Genomic DNA, 18,703 nt, shown 5'->3' with positions numbered 1-18,703 from the left:
GGTCTTTCTTTTTTTGTGATGTCAGTAAAAAGTATATTTTTGTTAATTACAAAATCAAAAGTTATTAATAATCAACTACTAAACCACATTACACATGAGCAATTCTACTTACGTTTTAGATGATAAATTATTAGTGTCAGCTGGAGCACGTTTTTTACATTATATTATTGACCTTTTAGCTTTTTTTGTCATTTTAATCCTTATTGGAGCAGTAATTGGTGTTCTTTCAGCCTTACTTGATGTTACAGCATTGTCAGATTGGATGAATGGTTTAGGTGATTTAGGATGGAATCTTATCGCGATTATCGTCTCGTTAATTTATTATATTGCTATGGAAGGATTATTAGGAAGAACATTAGGAAAATATATTACAGGAAGTATTGTTGTGGATGAAAATGGTCAGAAACCCGATTTTGGAACTATTGTAAAAAGAAGTTTTTGCCGTTTAATTCCTTTTGATGCTCTTACTTTTTTAGGAGGCTCTAGAGGATGGCATGATTCAATATCTGGAACCTATGTTGTGAGTAAAAAAGCACTAGATGAAGAAGTGAAATCATTTCATGAATTCAATTTAATAGGAGTTCAAGAAGTAAATCAATAAAACTATACTGTTTTGGTAGAATATAGTTTTCTATTCTGTTAGTATTCTCGTTCAAAAAGTCTATTTTTGTTGCAGAAAAACTATGAAGATTGTTTATTTTAGTGAGAATCTAAAAAACAGCAGTCAATAATCTAAAATATAAAAATGCTTTCAAAGAAAACAAAATACGGAATTAAAGCTTTAACTTATTTGGCCAGACGCGAGAACAACGAACCTGTACAAATCGCTGAAATTGCGAAAAGCGAACATATTTCGATTAAATTTCTAGAAAGTATTTTATTGCTTCTTAGAAATTCAGGTTTCTTGGGTGCTAAAAAAGGAAAAGGCGGAGGTTATTATTTAATCAAAGATCCAAAAGATATTAGTATGGCAAAAGTGTACCGTATTCTTGAAGGTCCAATTGCATTGCTGCCATGTGCGAGCCATAATTTTTATGAAAAATGTGACGATTGCGACGATGAAGATTCTTGTGCTGCACGACGTTTAATGACCGAAGTTAGAGATAATACACTTAAGATATTAGAAAGTAATTCATTAGCCGATATTGCATTTTAATGATTTGTTTTGAAAATAAAAATGACCATTTCAAAAATATGAAATGGTCATTTTTTTTATTATATACTATAACGCTAAAAAATAAGTTTATATCCAGCAAGGAAAAGCATTACAGCAATCGAGTTTCTAAGAAATGCATCAGGAACTTTTCCGCTTAGACTGCTTCCTATATATATACCTGGAAGCGATCCTAATAATAATTGAGCTAATAAAGCTAAATCTAAATTTCCCATCGAAGCATGACCAAGACCTGCAACAAGTGTTAAAGGTACAGCATGCGCAATTTCGGTTCCTACCAAACGAGGTGTTGGCAGAAGCGGATAAAGGAAAAATAAAGTTACAGTTCCTAATGCCCCGGCTCCAATAGAAGTTAAAGTTACGGTGGCGCCTAATAATATCCCAATGCCAATTGTAAGCATGTTTTGAGTAGTGCTTTCGCTGTGAAATTTATCTCCCGCATGTTTTTGAGAGAAATTTAAAAGCTTCTTTTTGAATATAATAGCTATTGAGGTAAACAATAATGCCCAGCCTAAACTGTACTTAATTACACGATTGATAGTTTCAATATCTGTTTTAATGCTGTTTAATATCCATAAAGTCACTAAAGCAGCGGGAACACTTCCTAAAGTAAGCCAGCCAGTAATTTTCCAGTTGATATTGCCTTTTTTGTTGTGAACAAATATGCCGCCGGCTTTTGTAAAAGCAGCGTAGAGCAAATCGGTTCCAACGGCCTTAGTTGGCGGAATGCCAAAGTATAATAAAATTGGAGTCATTAAAGAGCCGCCCCCAACGCCAGTTAGTCCTACAATAAAGCCAACGACTAAACCTGCAATTACAAGGCCTATTTGAAAATCCATAACTAAAAAAAATTTGGCGCTAAAGTAGCAACAATTTTATAATTATCCTATAGATGTTGTAGAGATTAAAGAATGTATTTAAAAAACAAATGATTTTAAGAGAGATGTTGTTTGAATATGATGCGTTTTGATTTCATTTGTTAAATTAATTTATTGACAGGTTACAGCAGTAATTTGTAGATAATTAGAGCTTTAAAAAAAATAAAATATTGTTTTGATTTTTAGAAATAAGTAGTACTTTTGCAAAGTAATCTATTAACCCGATAGGGTAATAGGTTTGAAAGCAAATCAAATAGTATTAATATGGAGAAAGAACTGAAAATAAATAGTATTGATGTGAAGTCTGAAGCTTCATTAAAAGAAAGGCTTTGGATTGTAATACCAATAGTTTTATTAGTAGGTTTATTATCAACATTGATTTATAATCATTATGCTGATTTTTCTGTTGATGCTTTTATAGCAGGATTCAATCAAGAATTTTTAGTGTTTTTTGCTATTGGAGTTTTTGCTCAATTGGTTGATGGTACTTTAGGAATGGGATACGGAGCGACTTCAACGTCGTTTTTATTGGCCTACGGAGTGCCGCCGGTTGTGAGCAGTACTGCGGTTCACGTATCTGAAATGTTTACAACGGGAGCTTCTGCTCTTTCGCATCACAGATTTGGAAATATTAATAAAAAGTTAGTTAAACATTTATTGATTCCAGGGGTTTTAGGTTCAATAACGGGAGCTTATTTATTGGCAGATGTTATCAATGGAGATATTATTAAGCCATTTATTGCAGTATACATGATTGTTTTGGCAGTTATTATTATTAAAAAAGCCTTGAAGAAAAGTATTGTAAAAAAGAAAACTAAAAAACTCGGTTATTTAGCTGTTTTCGGAGGTTTTATGGATTCAGTTGGCGGCGGCGGCTGGGGACCAATTGTAACTTCTACCTTATTAGGAAGAGGAAGAAACCCAAGATATACAATTGGTTCAGTAAATGCGGCTGAGTTTGCGATTTCATTTGCAAGTGGTATTACGTTCATGCTTTTTGGAGGAATCCACGGCTGGCAAGTAATTATCGGATTAATTTTAGGAGGAGTTATTTCAGCACCATTAGCAGCATATTTGGTAAACAAAATCAAAAGAAAACCAATGATGGTTGCTGTCGGAGTTCTAATTATATTATTGAGTTTAAAAACATTATCTAAATTATTGTAAAAATAATTTTAGAAAGGAAGAGAGATTATGAATGCGATTATTGTACAAGAATTATTAGAAAAAACTAAAGATTTTTCGCTTGACGAAACCTTAGTTTTTTTAGCAAAAGAGTTTCCAGGAAAAGTAATTTTTTCGACATCTTTCGGTCAGGAAGATCAGGTAATTACAGATTTTATTGCAAAAAGCAATACTGATATTACCGTTTTTACTTTAGACACCGGAAGATTGTTTCAGGAAACGTATGACGTTTTTCATAAAACATTAAAAAAGTATAAAAGACCTATTGAAGTTTTTTTTCCAGAAGCAACTGCAGTGGAGAACCTTCTAAAAACAAAAGGCCCAAACAGCTTTTACGATTCAGTTGAAAACAGAAAAGAATGTTGTTTTATTCGAAAAGTTGTTCCGTTAAGAAAAGCTTTGGCAGGAAACTCAGTTTGGATTACGGGACTAAGAGCTGAACAGTCAGAAAACAGAAACGATTTAAATCTGTTTGAATACGATGGAAACTTCGAAATCATAAAATTTAATCCATTACTAAAATGGACTTTAGAAGAAGTTGAAACGTATTTATCTGAAAACAATGTTCCTCAAAATGCATTGCACAAACAAGGTTTCGTAAGTATTGGATGCGCACCTTGTACGAGAGCAATCTTTCCAGGAGAAGACATCAGAGCCGGAAGATGGTGGTGGGAATCAAGCCATAAAGAGTGCGGGCTTCACAGTGCGAAAAAAGATTAGGTAGAAGCAAGAAGAAAGAGGCAAGACTTGCTTTTAGAGAATAGAGTAGAGAATATAGAATAAAGAGTGGAGATTTTTAGATCAGGGCAACTTGAAACTTTAAACATGAAACCTGAAACAAAATTTTCACAACAAAAATATCAAACAAAAAAACAATGAGTTCAGTATTAAAAACAAACGCTTTAGAGAGTGAAGCGATATACATTTTCAGAGAAGTAATTTCACAGTTTGACAAACCGGTTTTACTTTTCTCAGGAGGAAAAGATTCTATTACATTAGTGCGTTTAGCGCAAAAAGCATTTTTCCCTGCTAAGATTCCGTTTCCTCTATTACACGTTGATACGGGACACAATTTCCCTGAAACTATTGCTTTCAGAGATAAATTAGTAGAAGAATTAGGTTTAGAGCTAATCGTTCGTAATGTTCAGGATGCTATTGATGAAGGAAAAGTGGTTGAAGAAACAGGAAAATATTCTAGTAGAAACAGCTTGCAGACTACAACACTTTTAGATGCAATTGAAGAATTTAAGTTTGATGCTTGTATTGGAGGCGCACGTCGTGATGAAGAAAAAGCAAGAGCGAAAGAGCGTATTTTCTCAGTTCGTGATGATTTCGGACAATGGGACGAAAAAAATCAGAGACCTGAGTTGTTTGATATTTTGAATGGAAAAATTGAAAATGGACAAAACGTTCGTGTTTTCCCAATTTCAAACTGGACAGAATTAGATGTTTGGAGCTATATCGAGAAAGAACACATCGAAATTCCATCAATCTATTTTTCACATAAAAGAAAAGTTTTTTTGAGAGACGGTTTAATCTGGTCGCATTCTCCTTTTGTGTACCAAGAAGAAGACGAACAAATCGAAGAAAGAATTGTTCGCTTCAGAACCGTTGGAGATATGAGTTGTACAGCAGCTGTTGAATCTTACGCAGCAACAATCGAAGAAGTTGTAGGTGAAATTAGAGAATCAACTATTTCTGAAAGAGGAGCGAGAATTGATGATAAACGTTCTGAAGCGGCGATGGAGAAAAGAAAACAACAAGGATACTTTTAATAATTATGAGTTATGAATTGTGAATTATGAATGCAATTCAGAATGAATTAAAAGTTAGAATCAAGAAAACAAAAACATACGGATTTATAAGTTTCGAGAAAACCTGAAACTTTAAACCTGAAACAAAATATTAAGAATGGAAGTTTTAAAAATAGCAACAGCAGGAAGTGTAGATGACGGAAAGAGTACTTTGATCGGGAGATTATTGTATGATACAAAATCATTGACGACTGATAAAATAGAAGCAATCGAAAAAAGCAGTAAACAAAAAGGATATGATTATCTTGATTTTTCACTAGCAACTGATGGTTTAGTAGCAGAAAGAGAACAAGGAATCACGATTGATGTTGCGCATATTTATTTTTCGACTGCAAAGAAAAGTTACATTATTGCCGATACTCCGGGTCACGTAGAATATACAAGAAACATGGTTACAGGAGCTTCGACTTCTCAGGTTTCTATTATTTTAATTGATGCGAGAAAAGGTGTAATTGAACAAACATACCGTCACTTTTTTATCAATAATTTATTGAGAGTAAAAGAGGTAATTGTTGCGATTAACAAGATGGATTTAGTTGATTATTCTGAAGAAGTTTTCAATAAAATCAAAGCCGATTTTCAGGCATTAAATGCAAAAAGTACTTTTAAGGAACAAAACGTAAGTTACATTCCGTTAAGTGCCATCAACGGTGGAAACGTAGTTGATAAATCTGAAAATATGCCTTGGTTTGATGGGCAAACAGTTTTAGAACATTTAGAAGGGTTACACGCTTCGGATGTTTTTGAAGCAGGAAAAGCACGTTTCCCAGTTCAGACAGTTATTCGTCCAAAAACAGAAGAATACCACGATTTTAGAGGTTACGCAGGAAAATTATATGGAAATTCAATTAAAGTTGGAGATGCTGTAACAGTTCTTCCTTCTTTAACCGAATCAAAAGTATCTAAAATTCACTTTTTCGATAAAACATTTGACGAAGCCGTTGCAGGTTCTTCAATTACAATCGAATTAGAAAATGATATCAATGTAACAAGAGGCGATATGATTGTAAAATCATCAGAACTTCCAAAAATTGAAAAAGATATTACCACGACAGTTTGCTGGATGGACAGTAAAAAATTGGTTCCAGGAACTAAATATTTGGTACAACACAATACAAACAGAGTTTTAGCAAAAGTAGAAAGCATTAAAAATACAATTGCTACAGATTACTCAGGAACGACAGAAGCTTCTCAATTAGCCATCAACGAAATTGGAGAAGTAACGATCAAATTAAGCAAACCGTTATATTTTGATTCATACAACGAAAACAAATCAAACGGAGCTTTCATCTTAATTGATACAGCAACAAACACAACAGCAGGAGTAGGATTCATTAGATAGTTGATGGTTTTTAGTTGATAGTTGATGGTTTTTAGAGCCAACAACCAACAACCAGCAACCGACAACCAAAAACTCAAAAGAGAAATGGAAAGTTTTAGAACAGAAATAGAAAATCCGGTAGTTCAGAAGGAGATTATCGAATTAGAAAAAAAGATTCATTTATTCCGTGGAGGAAAAATTGATGATGAGCGTTTTCGTAGTCTTCGTTTAGCGCGTGGAATCTACGGTCAGCGTCAAGAAGGCGTTCAGATGATTCGTATCAAATTGCCTTATGGTAAAGTTACCAGCGAGCAATTGGTGCGTATTACTCAGGTTTCTGATGAATATTCTACGGGGCGTTTGCACATTACAACGCGTCAGGATATCCAGATTCACTATGTGAGTTTAGACAGAACACCAGAACTTTGGGCAGATTTGGCTAAAGACGATATCACACTTCGTGAAGCTTGTGGAAACACCGTTAGAAATATTACAGGAAGTGAATTGGCTGGAGTTGACGTAAACGAACCATTTGATGTTTCGCCTTATGCACACGGACTTTTTCAATATTTGTTAAGAAACCCAATCTGTCAGGAAATGGGACGTAAATTCAAAATTTCGTTCTCTTCTTCAGATGAAGATACAGCTTTGAGTTATTTACACGATTTAGGATTTATTCCTAAAATTAAAGATGGTCAAAAAGGTTTCAAAATTATGTTCGGAGGAGGTTTAGGATCTCAGCCAGCACACGCTGAATTACTTTCAGAATTTGTTCCGGTAAACGAAATCATTCCAACAGCAGAAGGAATCATCCGTATTTTCGACAGATATGGTGAGCGTGCCAAAAGAATGAAAGCCCGTATGAAATTCTTAATCAAAGAAATGGGAAGAGATGTTTTCCTTGACTTGGTTGAAAAAGAGAAAAAAGCCATCGCTTTTGAAACATATGAAATTGATACAACCGCTTTTGATGGACCAATTACAGAACCGTTATTAGAAGTTCCGCAAGTTACAATCGAAGATACAAAAGCGTATGAAGCGTGGAAAAAATCGAATGTAATCAAGCAGAAACAAGACGGTTATTATGCTATTGGAATCAAAGTTTTATTAGGCGATTTTTATACCGATAAAGCCCGATTATTAGCTGCTTTAATTAAAAATTACGGAGCAAATGAATTACGTTTTTCATTGCGTCAAAATATTGTAATACGTCACATAAAAGAAGAGAATCTTCCTTTCTTTTATCAAGAATTAGCCAAACTTGACTTTGTTCAATTAGGATATAATTCAGTTGGAGATATTACGGCATGTCCGGGTACTGATACTTGTAATTTGGGGATTGCAAGTAGTACCGGTATTGCAGAAGAATTAGAAAGAGTTTTAACTGCCGAATATCCTCAGTATTTAAACAACCGCGAAATCGAAATTAAAATTTCAGGTTGTATGAATGCCTGCGGACAGCACAATATGTCTGCAATTGGATTCCAGGGAATGTCTATTAACTCAGGAAAATTGGTTGCTCCGGCTTTACAAGTTTTGTTAGGCGGAGGAAGATTAGGAAATGGAGCGGGACGTTTTGCAGATAAAGTAATCAAAGTGCCTAGTCGTAGAGGTCCTGATGCGTTGCGTACCATTTTAAATGATTTTGATGCTAACGGAAGCGGACAAAAATTCCTTGATTATTATGATGCAAAAGGAGAAAAATATTTCTACGAAATCTTAAAACCGTATGCTGATGTTACCAATTTAACAGAAGCTGATTTTGTAGATTGGGGTAACGCAGACAATTATGTAAAAGCAGTTGGAGTTGGAGAATGTGCCGGAGTAGTGATCGATTTAGTAGCAACTTTATTGTTTGAAGCTAAAGAGAAATTGATTTTGGCTCAGGAATCTTTCGACGAGAAAAAATGGTCAGATGCAATTTACCATGCTTACGCAGGATTTGTAAATGGAGCAAAAGCTTTATTGTTGTCAGAAAACCAAAAAACAAATCATCACGCAGGAATTGTAGACTTGTTTGATACTGTTTTCATCGAAAACAACAAAATCGAATTAAACTCAACTTTTAAAGACTTGGTTTACCAAATCAATAAAAACGAACCATCAGAAGCTTTCGCTAAAGATTACATTGCTCAGGCAGTAGTTTTCTTTGATAAAATCGAAACTTTCAGAGCTCAGGAATTAGAAAATGCTTAATATAAAACCCAAAATAACTTTAGTCGGTGCAGGTCCGGGCGATCCAGATTTACTTACGCTAAAAGCTGTAAAGGCATTGGCTGAAGCAAATGTGGTTTTATACGACGCTTTGGCCAACGAAGAAATTCTGGATTACGCACCAAAAAGTGCAATTAGAATTTTTGTTGGAAAAAGAATCGGAAATCATGCGTACACGCAAGATCAAATCAATCAATTGATTGTGGATAATGCCTTGACGTACGGAAATGTTGTGCGATTAAAAGGCGGAGATCCTTTCATTTTTGGAAGAGGAAGCGAAGAAGTAGAATTTGCAGAAAGTTTCGGAATAGAAACTATCGTAGTTCCGGGAATTTCATCAGTAGTTGCAGTACCTGCAAGCCAAGGAATTTCAATAACAAAAAGAGGCGTTTCAGAAAGCTTTTGGGCAATAACAGGAACAACTTCTGATAGAAAATTATCTTCAGATATTGCCTTATCAGCCAAATCTTCTGCAACAGTTGTGATTTTGATGGGAATGCACAAATTGCCTCAAATTATCGATTTATTTCAGAAAGAAAATAAAGGAAATTTACCCGTTGCGATCATCCAAAACGGAACAACAGCAGAAGAAAAAGTTGGAGTTGGAACTGTAGATTCTATTTTAAATATTGTAAAACAAAAAGAATTAGGTTCACCAGCGATTATTGTTCTTGGAGAAGTTGTCCGAGAAAGCAATAAATTAAAAGGTTTTTACGAAGAATTTCTATCAAAAGAAATTGCAAGATAAAGTTCCGAAGGAACGATTCATATTGTAGCGTCGGGTTTCAACCCGATGGACGCACGGCAATGACGTTGGATTTTAACCCAATTTTGCCAAAGACAATAGAAAAATCATCTAATTTTGTTTAGATGAAATTAAATTAAAATGGAACAAAACGAATTATATCCAATATTTCTAAAGCTTCACAATTTAAATGTACTAATTGTAGGTGGAGGAAATGTAGGTCTGGAAAAGCTTTCTTTCTTGTTAAAGTCAAGTCCGAATGCAAATGTTGAGGTAGTGGCAAAAGAATTTCATTTAGAAATAAAAGTTTTAGCCGAAAAACATCCTTCGATTACATTAACAAAATCGAAGTTTAAAAAGAAAATGCTCAAAAAGCGTCACATGGTAATTGCCTGTACAGACGATTTGAAAGTAAATAAAAAGGTTTACGATTTAGCGAGAAAACGTTATTTGATTTGCAATATCGCTGACACGCCCGATTTATGTGATTATTATCTAGGCGGAATCGTGACAAAAGGAAATGTAAAAATAGCCATTTCAACAAACGGAAAATCTCCAACGACAGCAAAGAGATTACGTGAGTTTTTCGAAGAAGTAATTCCAGAAGATATCAATCAAATGGTTGAAAATCTGAATGAATACCGAAAAACCTTAAAAGGTAATTTCGAAGAAAAGGTTAAAAGAATGAACGAGATTACCTCTTCATTAAAAAATAAAGAGTAAAAAAGTTTCGGAAAGAAATTAATGATAAAAATCATTGAAAGTACAAGGATTTATTCGTTTCTTTGCGTTATTAAGAATGATTATAAACAACAACCATAATGATTAAAACAGATATACTTATAATTGGAGCAGGCCCAACAGGTTTATTTGCCGTGTTCGAGGCAGGATTGTTAAAATTAAAATGCCACATTTTAGATGCACTTCCACAAGCAGGAGGACAGCTATCAGAGTTATATCCAAAGAAACCAATTTACGATATTCCTGGATTCCCAGAAGTATTAGCCGGAGATTTAATTGATGGTTTGCAAGAGCAAATCAAACAATTTGAGCCAGGTTTTACTTTAGGAGAACGTGCAGAAACAATCGACAAACAAGAAGACGGATCTTTCATTGTAACCTCAAATAAAGGAACTAAATTTCACGCACCGGTTATTGCAATCGCTGGAGGTTTAGGTAGTTTTGAGCCTCGTAAACCACTTATTGAAGATATCGAATTTTATGAGAATAAAGGAGTGAAATACTTCATCAAAAATCCGGAGAAATTCAGAGATAAAAGAGTTGTAATTGCAGGAGGAGGAGATTCAGCTTTAGACTGGAGTATCTTCTTAGCAAACGTAGCTTCAGAAGTAACTTTAATTCACAGAAGAAATGAATTCAGAGGAGCTTTAGATTCAGTAGAAAAAGTACAGGAATTAAAAACAGCTGGAAAAATTAAATTAATCACACCAGCAGAAGTTATCGGAATCAACGGTGCTGAGCATGTTGAATCATTAGATATCGAAGAAAACGGCGCACACCGTAAAATCGAATGTGACTATTTCATCCCACTTTTCGGATTAACACCAAAATTAGGTCCAATTGGAGACTGGGGATTAGAAATTGAGAAAAATGCGATTAAAGTAAACAATGCATTAGATTACCAAACGAATATTCCGGGAATCTTTGCCATTGGAGACGTAAACACATATCCAGGAAAATTAAAGTTGATCCTTTGTGGTTTCCACGAAGCAACTTTAATGTGCCAAGCTGCTTACCAAATCATCAATCCAGGTAAAAAATACGTATTGAAATATACAACAGTTTCTGGTGTAGACGGTTTCGACGGAACTCGTAAAGAAGCTCCGAAAGCAGTTGTTAAAGCGATAGTTTAATTTGAGGTGCTGAGGTTCTAAGGGACTAAGGTGCTAAAGTTTTTATATAGAAAGCTCAAACTTTTAGTTTGGGCTTTTTTTAGCTTAGTCGCTTACATACTTAGCATCTCAGAACCTAAAAAAAACGTATCTTTGTAATTATAAATTTTGGTAATCATGGATTTAGAGGCTAGAAAATATCAATTTATTCAAGAGTTGGTTAAGGTGGAAGACGAGAGCGTTTTGGAAAAACTGGAATTGGTTTTGAAAGCAAATCAAAATGATTGGTTTGAGGATTTATCAGAATCAGAGAAAAACGAAATTCAAATTGGACTAGATCAAGCCGAAAAAGGAGAGGTTGTAAGTCATGAAGATGTGATGAAAAGATTTTCGAAATGGCATTAAAATTTATTTGGACTTCACAAGCCGTAAAAGGTTTTAATAAAGTTGTTGATTATCTTGAAGCAAAATGGACAGCAAAAGAGATTTTAAACTTAGAAAATAAAATACAGCAAGTAATAAATCAAATCAATCTAAATCCCGATCAATTCCCGAAATCCGAAAAAAATAAGTCATTGTATAAAGCAATTGTAGATAAAAACAATTATTTGGTTTACAGCATTGACAAAAAATCTAATATTATTACAATTATCAATTTTAGAGGAACTAAGCAAAAACCTAAACACTAACTAAGATTATAACCTTAGAATCTCAGTATCTTAGCCTCTCAGCAACTTCAAAAAAAACATTTGCAAATCGAAACCCTATTTCATACCTTTGCACTGTTCTTAAAATTATTGTCAGTTATCACGAAAGGCGGAGGGATAGACCCGATGAAACCTTAGCAACCCTTTATCATAAAGAAGGTGCTAAATTCTACTTTATACGATATTTTCCAGTATTAAAGATAGATAACACAAATACATACTCGTATTTCTCAAAACTTTTCTCGATAACATATAATATTTACTGAAACAGATTCTGTATCAGGAGCGAATCATTGGCGCATTTTTGCAGTCAATAGTTCCCGCTTTACGTTGCAATCATTTTACTTTTTAAAGGAAAAAGCAAAATAATTTCCACTTCAATCGGGGCTAAGGAGCCAGCAATAGTGCACTTTTGGAATTAATGTGAAAAAATATCGAAGGTTAAACTTCACAATCATAATAAAAAAACTTAGCATCTTAGAACCTTAGCGTCTTAGTGTCTAAAAGAAAACAATATGTCAATAACAATACAAGAAGCAATAAAAAAAAATATCCTAATCCTTGACGGAGCAATGGGAACAATGTTGCAACGCTATAATTTCTCTGAAGAAGATTTCAGAGGAGAGCGTTTCAAAGATTTCCCGCATCCGTTAAAAGGAAACAACGATTTACTATCCTTAACACAACCACAAGCGATTCGAGATGTGCACGCCGCTTATTATGAAGCTGGTGCAGATATCGTAGAAACGAATACTTTTTCAGGAACGACAATCGGTATGGCTGATTATCATATGGAAGATTTGGTTTACGAGTTAAACTACGAATCGGCAAAACTCGCACGCGAAGTTGCCGATGAGTTTACCGCAAAAAATCCGGAAAAACCACGTTTCGTAGCCGGTTCAATTGGGCCGACAAACCGTACGGCAAGTATGTCCCCAGATGTAAACGATCCGGGTTACAGAGCCGTAACGTTTGACGATTTACGAATTGCATACAAACAACAAGCAGAAGCTTTAATGGACGGTGGCTGTGATTTACTTTTAGTAGAAACGATTTTTGATACATTAAATGCAAAAGCTGCACTTTTTGCGATTGAAGAAGTAAAAGAAGAACGCAACATCGATATTCCAATCATGGTTTCAGGAACAATTACAGATGCTTCTGGAAGAACACTTTCAGGACAGACTGTTGAAGCGTTTTTGATTTCAGTTTCACATATTCCGTTATTAAGTGTAGGATTCAATTGCGCTCTTGGAGCCGATTTATTGAAGCCGTATTTAAAGACATTAGCGCATAATACAAGCTTTAATGTCTCGGCGCATCCAAACGCAGGATTGCCAAATGCTTTCGGACAATACGATGAAACGCCAGAACAGACTCAGGCTTTTATTAAAGAATATTTAGATGATAATTTAATCAATATCATTGGAGGTTGTTGTGGAACAACTCCAGATCATATTCGATTAATGGCTGAGGTTGCGAAGGATTATAAACCCAGAGTGGCTCCGGTTATTGCATAACTCATGATGAGTTTTTCAACAAATATGAAGAAGATTTTGTTTCTGATTAGTTTGATGCTTGTAAGTTGTAATTATACAACTAATACAGTTTTTCAGAAAAGTATTAAATGTGACGATTGTTTGGTTACAAAAGAAGAAACGGCAGTCGGAATAGCAGAACCAATTTTATTTGAATCATATGGTAAAGATCAAATAGAAGATCAAAGACCTTATAGAGTAACAATAGAAAATGATTCTATTTGGCATATTAAAGGGACTTTTAATAGTATTGGTTTTGGAGGTGTCTTTGATATTAAAATCTCAGCAAAAAACGGTAAAGTTCTTTATATGATGCATGGAAAGTAGAAAGATAATTGAAAGTAAAAGAACTATAAAGGTGTTTTGAAACCAAGTTTGCGTGAGGGGTAGAAGTGAAAAGCCCACAGCCTGACGAAGGAAGAGCGAGGACTTGTAACGGATAGCCCGACCCGGAGGGACACGCCCAAAATATTAAAAGATTACAGGTTTAAAAACCTAAAAATATAGAATAAAAAACTTAGAATCTAAGCATCTTAGAATCTCAGTAACTTAAAAAGAAATGACAGAAAAAAGAAGAGACCTTGTATTATCAGGATTAGAACCGTTGATTATTACGCCGGAAAGTGTTTTCGTGAATGTTGGTGAGCGTACAAATGTAACAGGTTCAAGAAAATTCCTGAGATTAATCAAGGAAGAGAAATATGACGAGGCGCTTGATATTGCAAGACAACAGGTAGAAGGTGGAGCACAAATCATCGATATTAATATGGATGAAGGAATGCTTGACGGTGTTACTGCGATGACTAAATTTTTGAATTTAATTGCGGCAGAACCAGACATTTCGAGAGTGCCGATTATGATCGACAGTTCGAAATGGGAAATCATTGAAGCCGGTCTGAAAGTAGTACAAGGAAAAAGCGTTGTCAACTCGATTTCGTTAAAAGAAGGCGAAGAAGCTTTTATTCACCACGCACGATTAATCAAACGTTATGGAGCGGCGGCAATTATTATGGCATTTGACGAAGTTGGTCAGGCGGATAATTACGATCGTAGAGTGGAGATTTGTCAGCGTTCGTATGATATTTTGGTGAATAAAGTTGGGTTTCCTCCGCAGGACATTATTTTCGATTTGAATATTTTCCCGGTTGCAACCGGAATGGAAGAACATAGATTGAACGCTTTGGATTTCTTTAGAGGAACAAAATGGGTTCGTGAAAATCTTCCGCATGCGCATATTAGCGGTGGAGTGAGTAACGTTTCATTCTCTTTTAGAGGAAATGATACCGTTCGTGAAGCGATGCACTCGGTGTTTTTATACCACGCGATAAAAAACGGAATGACGATGGGAATCGTTAATCCGGAGATGTTGACGATTTATGATGATATTCCGAAAGACTTATTAGAACACGTTGAAGACGTAATTTTAGATAGAAGAGACGATGCCACAGAACGACTTTTGGATTTTGCTGAAAACGTAAAAGGCGAAGTAAAATCAGATGAAAAAGCGGTTCAGGAATGGCGTTTTGGAACTGTTCAGGAACGTATTACGCATTCATTGGTAAAAGGAATTGATGCTTTTATTGAAGAAGATGTTGAAGAAGCGCGTTTAGCGGCAACAAAACCCATTGAAGTTATCGAAATCAATTTGATGACAGGAATGAATGTGGTTGGAGATTTATTCGGAAGCGGAAAAATGTTCCTTCCTCAGGTTGTAAAATCGGCTCGTGTAATGAAAAAAGCGGTGGCTTACTTACTGCCTTTTATCGAAGCGAGCAAACAAGCCGGAGATAAACAAGGAAATGGAAAAATCCTTATGGCAACTGTAAAAGGTGATGTTCACGATATTGGTAAAAACATCGTTTCGGTAGTTTTGGCTTGTAACAATTATGAGATTGTAGATCTTGGTGTAATGGTGCCTCCAGAGAAAATCATTGCGGCCGCGATTGAACATGAAGTAGACATTATTGGATTAAGCGGATTGATTACGCCTTCGCTTGACGAAATGGTGTATTTGGCCAAAGAATTAGATAAACAAGGAATTAAAATCCCGATTATGATTGGTGGGGCAACCACTTCGCGCGCGCATACGGCCGTGAAAATAGCGCCTCAATACAGAGAAACTGTAATTCACGTTAACGATGCTTCGAGAGCCGTTACCGTTGCAGGAAATCTGTTGGATCATAATAGAAAAATATATGCGGCAGATATTCGTGCAGAATATGATTCTTTTAGAGAAACATTCTTAAACCGTTCAAGAGATAAAAACTTCCTGACGATTGAAGATGCCCGTAAAAACAAATTGCCATTGGACTGGAGCGAATATACTCCAGTTAAGCCAAAAGTAATTGGAAAACAAACCATAGAAATAGAACTAGATGTTTTGGTTCCATATATCGACTGGACGCCATTTTTTCAGACTTGGGAATTGTACGGGAAATATCCTGCGATTTTAACGGATGAAGTTGTGGGCGAGCAAGCGACATCTGTTTTTAACGATGCTCAGGCAATGCTGAAAGTAATTCTGGAAGAGAAAAAACTAAAAGCAAAAGGTATTTATGGAATTTTCCCTGCGAATCAGGTTGATGACGACGATATCGAATTGCGTGATGAAAACGGAAAAGTTTTAGAGAAATTCTTAACGCTTCGTCAGCAGTCACAAAAAACAAAAGGTGCTCCAAATATCGCTTTATCTGATTTTATCCTGCCAAAAGAAAGCGGAATCGAGGATTATATGGGAGCTTTCTGTGTAACAACAGGTTTTGGTGTTGACGAATGGGCAGCGGAATACGAAAAGAATCTAGACGATTATAATTCGATTATGGTTAAAGCCCTTGCGGATCGTTTTGCTGAGGCTTTCGCCGAATATCTTCACGAGCGCGTGCGTAAAGATTTCTGGGGTTATGACAGCGAAGAATCTTTAACCAACGAAGAATTGATTAAAGAAAATTATAAAGGAATCCGTCCGGCTCCGGGTTATCCGGCTTGTCCAGATCACTTGGAAAAACCAACGATTTGGAAACTCTTAAATGTAGCCGAAGAAATTGGAGTTACCTTGACAGAAAGTATGGCGATGTGGCCGGCTTCATCTGTTTCAGGATATTATTTTGGAAACCCAAAAAGCCGATATTTCGGACTCGGAAAAATAAAAGAAGATCAAGTTGTAGATTACGCCAAACGACGTAATGTTCCAACGGATTACGCAATGAAATGGTTGAATCCTAATATAGCAGATTAACGAAAAAAGTTTCAGGTTTCAGGTTTAAAGTTTCAAGTTCTGTACAGCAAATTGAAACCTGAAACTTTAAACTTGAAACAAAAAGATATTTGATTTAAGTTTTTGATTTCAGATTTTTTACACAAACTATTCAAAAACATAATCATAACTCATAACTTAAGAAATGAAAGTAACAGAGCATATAGAAAACGCCAAAGGAAATACATTATTCTCATTTGAACTTATTCCGCCTCAAAAAGGAAAAAGTATTCAGGAATTATACGATAATATTGATCCGTTGATGGAATTTAAACCGCCGTTTATTGACGTAACAACTTCGCGCGAAGAATATATTTACATAGACAAGGGCAACGGACTTTTAGATAAAAAGTTAACTCGTATGCGTCCGGGAACGCTTGGAATTTGCGCTTCTATAAAACATAAATACAATGTTGATACTGTTCCACACTTACTTTGCGGCGGATTTACACAGGAGGAAACAGAATATATGCTGGTTGATTGTCAGTATTTAGGAATTAATAATGTGATGGCACTTCGTGGCGACGCTATGAAAGATGAACAATCTTTTGTGCCAAAAGCTGGCGGAAATCATTTTGCGATTGATTTGGTAAAGCAAATTAATGATTTGAATTGTGGAAAATATCTGCACGAAGTGATGGATATTGACAATAAAGCTGATTTCTGTATTGGTGTTGCGGGTTATCCTGAAAAACATTTAGAATCACCATCATTACAATCTGACTTAAAAAGATTAAAAGAAAAAGTAGATGCTGGAGCAGATTATGTGGTAACACAAATGTTTTTTGATAATTCGAAATATTTTGCTTTTGTAGAAAAAGCGAGAGAAATAGGTATCACAATCCCTATTATTCCAGGAATAAAACCAATTGCGGTACAAAGACATTTGCAAATTCTGCCTCAAATTTTCAGAATCGATTTACCTGAAGATTTAATCGATGCAGTATATAAATGCAAAAATAACGCTGAAATCAAGCAAGTCGGAATCGAATGGGCAATTCAGCAGTCACTTGAATTAAAAGCTGCCGGAGTTCCTGTTTTGCACTATTATTCAATGGGTAAATCAGAGAATATTCGTCAGATCGCGAGTCAGGTTTTTTAAGGTCTTTGTGAGGAACTTTGTCAAAGTTTAAAACTTTGACAAAGTTGATTGAGTATAGTTTGTCATTCCGAGGAACGGGGAATCTCACTCGGGTGTCGACAAAGATTGATAATCTACTTTGCGGAGTTTCTAGTGTGATTCCCCGTTCCTCGGAATGACAAAAATGGCATAAAATTGGAATTCAGATGATAACGAATTCTCGAAGGATTTTGTTTAATTTAGAAGTTTAAAATTTTCGCGTAATGAAACAAGAAGAACTACAAGCCATAGCCTCTCAGTTAAAACTTCCAACAGGAGAAAAAGGAATCGAAATGGGAAATATGATGAATGAAACGAACATCAATATGACCAAACATTCGATTCAGAATCTAAATATTTCAAACGAAAATAGAATTCTGGAACTGGGCCACGGAAATGCGGGTCACGTTGAATTTTTGTTTGAACAAGCGGAAAAACTAAAATACTACGGGCTGGAAATGTCGGAATTGATGTTTCAGGAAGCACGCCAGATCAATCGAAATTTTGTTTCTCAAAAACAAGCTTTCTTTTCACTTTATGATGGAAATACGATTCCGTTTGAAGATGAGTTATTCGATAAAATTTTTACTGTAAATACAATTTACTTTTGGCAGAGGCCGGAAGAATTATTAGCAGAGATTTACAGAGTACTAAAGCTGAATGGGAATTTCTGCTTAACATTTGCTGAAGAAGATTTCATGAAGAAACTTCCGTTTACTCAATTTGAATTCGAATTATACAGTACAGAAAAAGCGCAGGAATTAATCAAAAAATCGGATTTTAAAATTGTGTATACAGAAACACAAACCGAAAAAGTAAAAAGCAAAACAGGAGAATTAGTTGACAGGGCTTTTACAACGATTGTTCTGGAAAAATAATTCTCGCAGTTTTTATGTGCTTT

Annotated in this window: 18 protein-coding genes and 1 riboswitch; of the genes, 17 read left to right on the top strand and 1 reads right to left on the bottom strand. The window is 35.2% G+C overall.

Features of this window, described 5'->3' with window-relative positions; all coding sequences use genetic code 11:
* Positions 1 to 94 precede the first annotated feature (94 nt).
* Both ACHRVL_RS00790 and ACHRVL_RS00785 read left to right on the top strand, forming a co-directional pair.
* A complete protein-coding gene (locus ACHRVL_RS00790) occupies positions 95 to 601 on the top strand; it encodes an RDD family protein (RefSeq protein WP_395409604.1) in 507 nt (168 codons plus the stop codon).
* Between the two features lie 144 nt (positions 602 to 745).
* Positions 746 to 1,156 carry an Rrf2 family transcriptional regulator gene (locus tag ACHRVL_RS00785; protein WP_089052586.1) on the top strand — a complete coding sequence of 137 codons (411 nt, stop codon included), beginning with the start codon at positions 746 to 748 and terminating at the stop codon, positions 1,154 to 1,156.
* Positions 1,157 to 1,230: 74 nt separating this feature from the next.
* Here the strand turns inward: ACHRVL_RS00785 and ACHRVL_RS00780 are convergent, their stop codons facing one another.
* The gene (locus ACHRVL_RS00780) at positions 1,231 to 2,013 is read right to left on the bottom strand and encodes a sulfite exporter TauE/SafE family protein (RefSeq protein WP_395409602.1); all 783 of its coding nucleotides are present in this window, start codon (positions 2,011 to 2,013) and stop codon (positions 1,231 to 1,233) included.
* A gap of 303 nt (positions 2,014 to 2,316) precedes the next feature.
* On the opposite strand from ACHRVL_RS00780, the gene ACHRVL_RS00775 reads away from it, so the two are divergent.
* From ACHRVL_RS00775 to ACHRVL_RS00705, 15 genes are all read left to right on the top strand, one after another.
* Complete coding sequence (locus tag ACHRVL_RS00775) at positions 2,317 to 3,219, top strand: sulfite exporter TauE/SafE family protein (RefSeq protein ID WP_395409600.1); 903 nt, start codon at positions 2,317 to 2,319, stop codon at positions 3,217 to 3,219.
* Positions 3,220 to 3,246: 27 nt separating this feature from the next.
* Positions 3,247 to 3,957 (top strand): phosphoadenylyl-sulfate reductase, encoded by a 711-nt coding sequence (locus ACHRVL_RS00770; RefSeq protein WP_395409598.1) that lies wholly within the window; start codon positions 3,247 to 3,249, stop codon positions 3,955 to 3,957.
* A gap of 155 nt (positions 3,958 to 4,112) precedes the next feature.
* Positions 4,113 to 5,012 (top strand): sulfate adenylyltransferase subunit CysD, encoded by a 900-nt coding sequence (gene cysD / locus ACHRVL_RS00765; protein WP_035645595.1) that lies wholly within the window; start codon positions 4,113 to 4,115, stop codon positions 5,010 to 5,012.
* A gap of 136 nt (positions 5,013 to 5,148) precedes the next feature.
* Positions 5,149 to 6,393, top strand: coding sequence for a sulfate adenylyltransferase subunit 1 (locus ACHRVL_RS00760; RefSeq protein ID WP_395409597.1), 1,245 nt, complete (start codon positions 5,149 to 5,151; stop codon positions 6,391 to 6,393).
* 84 nt (positions 6,394 to 6,477) lie between these two features.
* The gene (locus ACHRVL_RS00755; RefSeq protein WP_395409595.1) at positions 6,478 to 8,568 is read left to right on the top strand and encodes a HEPN domain-containing protein; all 2,091 of its coding nucleotides are present in this window, start codon (positions 6,478 to 6,480) and stop codon (positions 8,566 to 8,568) included.
* On the top strand, positions 8,561 to 9,334 hold the full coding sequence (gene cobA, locus ACHRVL_RS00750) for a uroporphyrinogen-III C-methyltransferase (protein WP_395409594.1): 774 nt from the start codon (positions 8,561 to 8,563) through the stop codon (positions 9,332 to 9,334). Before ACHRVL_RS00755 ends, cobA begins: the two co-directional genes overlap by 8 nt.
* Before the next feature lie 138 nt (positions 9,335 to 9,472).
* Entirely contained in the window at positions 9,473 to 10,054 is a 582-nt protein-coding gene (locus ACHRVL_RS00745) for a bifunctional precorrin-2 dehydrogenase/sirohydrochlorin ferrochelatase (protein WP_144337552.1), read from the top strand.
* Between the two features lie 98 nt (positions 10,055 to 10,152).
* Positions 10,153 to 11,205 (top strand): NAD(P)/FAD-dependent oxidoreductase, encoded by a 1,053-nt coding sequence (locus ACHRVL_RS00740; RefSeq protein WP_395409592.1) that lies wholly within the window; start codon positions 10,153 to 10,155, stop codon positions 11,203 to 11,205.
* 156 nt (positions 11,206 to 11,361) lie between these two features.
* Positions 11,362 to 11,589: a hypothetical protein gene (locus ACHRVL_RS00735; RefSeq protein ID WP_395409591.1), complete on the top strand. Its 228-nt coding sequence runs from the start codon at positions 11,362 to 11,364 to the stop codon at positions 11,587 to 11,589.
* Entirely contained in the window at positions 11,580 to 11,873 is a 294-nt protein-coding gene (locus tag ACHRVL_RS00730) for a type II toxin-antitoxin system RelE/ParE family toxin (protein WP_395409588.1), read from the top strand. Before ACHRVL_RS00735 ends, ACHRVL_RS00730 begins: the two co-directional genes overlap by 10 nt.
* A gap of 112 nt (positions 11,874 to 11,985) precedes the next feature.
* Positions 11,986 to 12,102: riboswitch (SAM riboswitch) on the top strand.
* Positions 12,103 to 12,406: 304 nt separating this feature from the next.
* A complete protein-coding gene (locus ACHRVL_RS00725) occupies positions 12,407 to 13,411 on the top strand; it encodes a homocysteine S-methyltransferase family protein (RefSeq protein ID WP_395409586.1) in 1,005 nt (334 codons plus the stop codon).
* Positions 13,412 to 13,435: 24 nt separating this feature from the next.
* Positions 13,436 to 13,756, top strand: coding sequence for a YbbC/YhhH family protein (locus ACHRVL_RS00720; RefSeq protein WP_395409585.1), 321 nt, complete (start codon positions 13,436 to 13,438; stop codon positions 13,754 to 13,756).
* Between the two features lie 232 nt (positions 13,757 to 13,988).
* On the top strand, positions 13,989 to 16,664 hold the full coding sequence (metH, locus tag ACHRVL_RS00715) for a methionine synthase (RefSeq protein ID WP_395409583.1): 2,676 nt from the start codon (positions 13,989 to 13,991) through the stop codon (positions 16,662 to 16,664).
* A gap of 163 nt (positions 16,665 to 16,827) precedes the next feature.
* Entirely contained in the window at positions 16,828 to 17,784 is a 957-nt protein-coding gene (gene metF / locus ACHRVL_RS00710) for a methylenetetrahydrofolate reductase [NAD(P)H] (protein ID WP_089052598.1), read from the top strand.
* A 242-nt stretch (positions 17,785 to 18,026) separates the two neighbouring features.
* On the top strand, positions 18,027 to 18,680 hold the full coding sequence (locus ACHRVL_RS00705; protein WP_395409581.1) for a class I SAM-dependent methyltransferase: 654 nt from the start codon (positions 18,027 to 18,029) through the stop codon (positions 18,678 to 18,680).
* Positions 18,681 to 18,703: the final 23 nt, after the last annotated feature.

It is taken from the genome of Flavobacterium sp. FlaQc-28, from assembly GCF_044007415.1.
GTDB lineage: Bacteria > Bacteroidota > Bacteroidia > Flavobacteriales > Flavobacteriaceae > Flavobacterium.
Note: the sequence above shows the minus strand (reverse complement) of the source record. Positions and strands in the feature narration are given on the sequence as shown.